Annotated in this window: 5 protein-coding genes; all 5 read right to left on the reverse strand. The window is 65.8% G+C overall.

Annotated features, from left to right (window positions below):
• Positions 1-198: 198 nt before the first annotated feature.
• The 5 genes from KZA10_RS07790 to rpsB all read right to left on the reverse strand — a co-directional run bounded on the left by KZA10_RS07790 (position 199) and on the right by rpsB (position 4604).
• Positions 199-1344 carry a phosphatidate cytidylyltransferase gene (locus tag KZA10_RS07790; protein WP_218682580.1) on the reverse strand — a complete coding sequence of 382 codons (1146 nt, stop codon included), beginning with the start codon at positions 1342-1344 and terminating at the stop codon, positions 199-201.
• A 5-nt stretch (positions 1345-1349) separates the two neighbouring features.
• The gene (gene frr / locus KZA10_RS07795) at positions 1350-1904 is read right to left on the reverse strand and encodes a ribosome recycling factor (RefSeq protein ID WP_141385996.1); all 555 of its coding nucleotides are present in this window, start codon (positions 1902-1904) and stop codon (positions 1350-1352) included.
• 68 nt (positions 1905-1972) lie between these two features.
• Positions 1973-2689: a UMP kinase gene (gene pyrH, locus KZA10_RS07800; protein ID WP_017830711.1), complete on the reverse strand. Its 717-nt coding sequence runs from the start codon at positions 2687-2689 to the stop codon at positions 1973-1975.
• Between the two features lie 94 nt (positions 2690-2783).
• Positions 2784-3611: a translation elongation factor Ts gene (tsf, locus tag KZA10_RS07805; protein ID WP_055868491.1), complete on the reverse strand. Its 828-nt coding sequence runs from the start codon at positions 3609-3611 to the stop codon at positions 2784-2786.
• Positions 3612-3653: 42 nt separating this feature from the next.
• Positions 3654-4604, reverse strand: a complete 951-nt coding sequence (gene rpsB, locus KZA10_RS07810; protein ID WP_017830713.1) for a 30S ribosomal protein S2 — start codon at positions 4602-4604, stop codon at positions 3654-3656.
• Between the last annotated feature and the right edge of the window lie 438 nt (positions 4605-5042).

A 5042-nucleotide genomic window follows, 5' to 3' on the forward strand; every position in this document is an offset into this window, starting at 1 on the left:
TCGACCACGTCGCCGCAGCTAACAACCTCAGCGGACACTGGTCCGCGAGTCGCTGGCCTGATCGCGAGATAACCAGCGGCGAAGCACGTCGATCCACTCGTCGAAGGCGTCGAGGTGCGCATCATGGATGACGAGCTCGACGTGCAGACGACACAGGCGGTGCCTGTGTCGTCTGCACGTCGAGCTCGTCATCGTTCATCACAGAACCACCCAAGGAGAGAAGAGGAAGTACAGGCAGAGCGCGGGAATCGTCGAGGGCAGGATGCTGTCGAGACGGTCGAGCAGCCCGCCGTGCCCCGGCAGCCAGGAGCTCATGTCCTTGATGCCGAGGTCGCGCTTGAGCATCGACTCGCCGAGATCTCCGAGCGTCGCGGACAAGAGGATAGACGCGCCGAAGATCAGTCCGCACCACCACGGCAGCTCCAGGAGGAAGAGCGCCAGCACCACACCCACCGCGAGTGAGGCGACGACGGCACCGCCGAAGCCCTCCCAGGTCTTCTTCGGGCTGATCTTCGGTGCCATGGGGTGACGTCCGAACGCCAGGCCCGCAGCATAGGCGCCCGTATCGGCGGCGACGGCGATCGCGATGAACCCGAGCACCCACCACTGTCCACCCTCCTGCTTGAGGAGGATGAGCGCGATGCCTGCGAGGAAGGGCACGTACACCTGGACGAAGACGCTGATCACCGCGTCGGCGAGCACGTCGCCGTAGGTACGGCCGTCCCTCTCGACCATCTGTGCGATGAGGCGCCAGACGATGACGAAAGCCACCGAGACGAAGAGCATGACCCAGCACAGCCAGGGCTCGGCGAAGTAGGCGGACAGCACGAGGAAGGCGGCTGCGATCAGCTGCGGCACCACGTCGACCCGCCGGCCGGAGCTCCGCAGTGCTCTGGAGAGCTCGTAGACGCCCAGCAGTGTGGCCGCGAGGGCGAACGGCACGAACAGCACCTTCAGGAACAGCAGCGATCCGAGCAGCGCAGCGCCGAACGCGAGACCGATCAGGATCGCGAGGATCAGATCCCGCCCCGTGCGCTCCTTGATGCGTTCGTTCGCCTGGTCGAGCTGGTCGCGCGCGTGGGAGACATGGGTGCCCAGCTCATCCCGCGCCGCACGCCATTGCTCGCGGATCGCATTGTGATCCGCCGTGTCCAATGGGGAGGCGTGACCCGCTGCCGAACCATCCGGAGACACCGGCAGCGGGGGGCGCGGAGGAACGGCGGCGGCGTCGAAGGACGGGAATGCCTCGTCCCCGAGCGGGACGCTGTCGGACGGCAGGCCGTCGTGCGCGTCGTGACGCGTGAACGGCTTGTCGTCCTCGGCATCTCGCGTTTCGTCAGACATCCTGACTACACCTCGAGGAGTTCTGCCTCTTTGCGCTTCAGCGCGTCATCGATGAGCTCGACGTGCTGACGCGTCAGGACGTCGAGCTCCTTCTCGCCGCGCGCGATCTCATCCTCGCCGAGCTCGCTCTTGAGCGCGTCCAGCTCGTCCTTCGCCTTGCGACGGATGCCGCGGACGTGGACCTTCGCGTCCTCGGCCTTGGTCTTGACGAGCTTGACGTACTCCTTGCGACGCTCCGCCGTGAGCTCCGGAATCGTCACGCGAACGAGGTTGCCGTCGTTCGTGGGATTGGCACCGAGGTTCGGCATGTCGCGGATCGCCTGCTCGATCGCCTTCAGCGCCGACTTGTCGTACGGCGTGATGATGAGCGTGCGTGCCTCCTGGTTCGCCAGTGAAGCGAGCTGCGCGATCGGGGTGGGAGTGCCGTAGTAGTCCACGAGGACCTTCTGGAACATCTGCGGGTTCGCACGACCGGTGCGCACCGTGGAGAAGTCCTCCTTGGCAGCTTCGACCGCCCGGTTCATACGAGTGGTGGTTTCAGCGAGGACGTCCGCGATCACGGTGACTCCTATCGTCGGGGTGTTATTCAAATTCTATCGGGCGAAGTCGTCTCCGCCGTGTCACACGCTCAGGCGGTGACGAGGGTTCCGATCGGCTCGCCGAGAAGCGCACGGGTCACGTTGCCCGCCGGCTCCATGCCGAACACCCGCATGTCCATGCTGTTGTCCATGCACAGGCTGAACGCCGTGGAGTCGACGACCTTGAGACCGCGCTGCAGGGCGTCGCGATAGGTCACGCGCTCGATGCGCTCCGCGTCGGCGTGCTTGTTCGGGTCGGCGGTGTAGATCGCGTCGACGCCGTTCTTGGCGACGAGCACCTCGTCCGCACCGATCTCGAGAGCGCGCTGCGCGGCGACGGTGTCGGTGGAGAAGTACGGGAGGCCTGCACCGGCACCGAAGATGACGACGCGACCCTTCTCGAGGTGGCGTTCGGCGCGACGCGGAATGTACGGCTCGGCGACCTGCGTCATCGAGATCGCCGACTGCACGCGGGTGGCGGCTCCGGCCTGCTCCAGGAAGTCCTGCAGCGCGAGGGCGTTCATGACCGTGCCCAGCATGCCCATGTAGTCGGCGCGTCCGCGGTCCATACCGCGCTGGCTCAGCTCGGCTCCGCGGAAGAAGTTGCCCCCACCGACGACGATCGCGACCTCGACGCGGTCGACGGCGGCCGCGATGTCGCGCGCGATCTGGGACACCACATCGGGGCTGACGCCCAGCTGCCCCGCTCCGAATGCCTCTCCGGAGAGCTTGAGAAGGACGCGGCGGCGTCCGGTGCGTTCAGTCATGGGTGGGTGTGTCCTCTCGTCCCGATTCAAGATAGTGCCTTGGGGGCATGAAGAAGGGGTTCGGATCTTCGCGATCCGAACCCCTTCGACGTTGCTACGCGCCGACCTTGAAGCGCGCGAAGTCCGTCACGGTGATACCGGCGTCCTTCGCCACCTGGGCGACAGAGAGCTTGTTGTCCTTGGCGTAGTCCTGCTCGAGCAGGGCTACCTGCTTGATGAACGCAGAGACGCGGCCCTCGACGATCTTCGGGAGAGCCGCTTCCGGCTTGCCCTCGTTGCGAGAGATCTCGGTGACGATCTCGCGCTCCTTCTCGACCGCGTCGGCAGGAACATCCTCACGCGACAGGTAGGACGGGTTGGCGAACGAGATGTGCTGGGCGATGCTGCGCGCAGTCTCCGCGTCGTCACCCGAGTAGGCGACGACGACGCCGATCTGCGGCGGCAGGTCCTTGCTCGTGCGGTGCAGGTAGACCTCGACCTTGTCGCCGGTGATCGTGCGCACCCGGCGCAGCTCGACCTTCTCGCCGATGATCGCAGCCTCTTCAGAGATGACCTGCTCGACGCTCTTGTCGCCAGCGGTCGCGGCGAGGGCAGCGTCGACCGAGTCGGCCTTCACTGCTGCTGCGGCGTCGGCGACCTTATCGGCCAGCGCGATGAAACGCTCGTTCTTGGCGACGAAGTCGGTCTCGCAAGCGAGCTCGATGAGCGTCACAGCGCCATCCTGCTCACGAGCGACGATCAGTCCCTCGCTGGTCGAGCGGTCAGCGCGCTTCGCGTTGCCCTTCGCACCCTTGAGACGCAGGATCTCGGTGGCCTTCGCGACGTCTCCGTCGGCCTCCTCGAGCGCCTTCTTGGTGTCGACCATTCCGGTGCCGAGCTGCTCACGCAGCGCCTTGAGGTCAGCGATGGTGAAGTTGGCCATGTGTGGTGGCTCCTTGCTTCGTTAGGTGTGTGTACGAGGGGATTACTTGGCGTCAGCAGCTTCGGCGGCGGCGACCTCAGCGGTCTCCTCACCGGAAGCGGCGGCGATCGCCTCGTCGTGAGCCTCAGCACCGGCCTCGTCGGCAGCGGTCTCGTCGGCGGCGGGCGTCTCGACGACGGCAGCAGCGTCATCTGCGGTGACGACCTCGGCGGCGTCAGCGGACTCCTGAACCTCCTGGGCAGGAGTCTCGAGGAGCTCCTTCTCCCAGTCGGCGAGCGGCTCGGCGTCGCCCGTCTCCGGGTTGTGCTTCTGCTGCAGGCCCTCGGCCGCGGCGTCAGCGATGATGCGCGTCAGCAGCGAGACGGAACGGATCGCGTCGTCGTTGCCGGGGATCGGGTACTGGAAGTCGTCCGGGTCGGCGTTCGTGTCGAGGATGCCGATCACCGGGATACCGAGCTTCTTGGCCTCGTCGATGGCGAGGTGCTCGCGCTTGGCGTCGACGACCCAGATGGCCGACGGCGTCTTCGTGAGGTTGCGGATACCGCCGAGCGACTTGTGCAGCTTGTCGAGCTCGCGCTTCTTGAGGAGCAGCTCCTTCTTCGTGAAGCCGCTGTTCGCCGGGGTCTCGTAGTCGAGCTCCTCGAGCTCCTTCATGCGAGCGAGACGCTTGGAGATCGTCTGGAAGTTGGTGAGGAGTCCACCGAGCCAGCGCTGGTTCACGAAGGGCTGGCCGACACGGGTCGCCTGCTCTGCGAGGATCTCCTGCGCCTGCTTCTTGGTGCCGACGAAGAGGATCGTTCCACCGTGGGCGACGGTCTCCTTGACGAAGTCGTAGGCCTTGTCGATGTACCCCAGCGACTGCTGCAGGTCGATGATGTGGATGCCGCTGCGCTCCGTGAGGATGAAGCGCTTGACCTTCGGGTTCCACCGACGGGTCTGGTGTCCGAAGTGCACGCCGCTGTCGAGCAGCTGGCGGATGGTGACCACAGCCATGGTCGTCTCCTTATTCTGGCGCGTTCCTGCGCCGTTGAGGTTGCAAGCCGATCGGATGATCGGACTTCCTGGTGCCCGGCTCACGCCCGCCCGCTCGAAGAACAGGACCTGTGGGAATGGATGCCGCGATCTGAATCGCTTTGGGCACGCGTAGTCACCTCGATTTCGAGGTGCTCCCCCAGCATACAGGATCGCGCGTCCACTGACCCTGCACTCACGCTCGCCTGCCTGACTTGTCCCGCAGAGGTGGCCCCGACGTCGCTTCGTACGCGAACGACCGTGCATGAGCGACGAGACTCCTGCCATGCGCGCATCCTCCAGAACCGTCTCCACACTGGTGATGGCGTTCGTCATCGCCGCCTCGTCCCCGTCCGCCGTCACCGGCGCGACCGAAGCCCCGACGCCGGACGACACCGCCGGGGCCCACTGGAGCTGGCC

The organism is Microbacterium sp. BF1 (genome assembly GCF_019279095.1).
GTDB classification, from domain to species: domain Bacteria; phylum Actinomycetota; class Actinomycetes; order Actinomycetales; family Microbacteriaceae; genus Microbacterium; species Microbacterium maritypicum.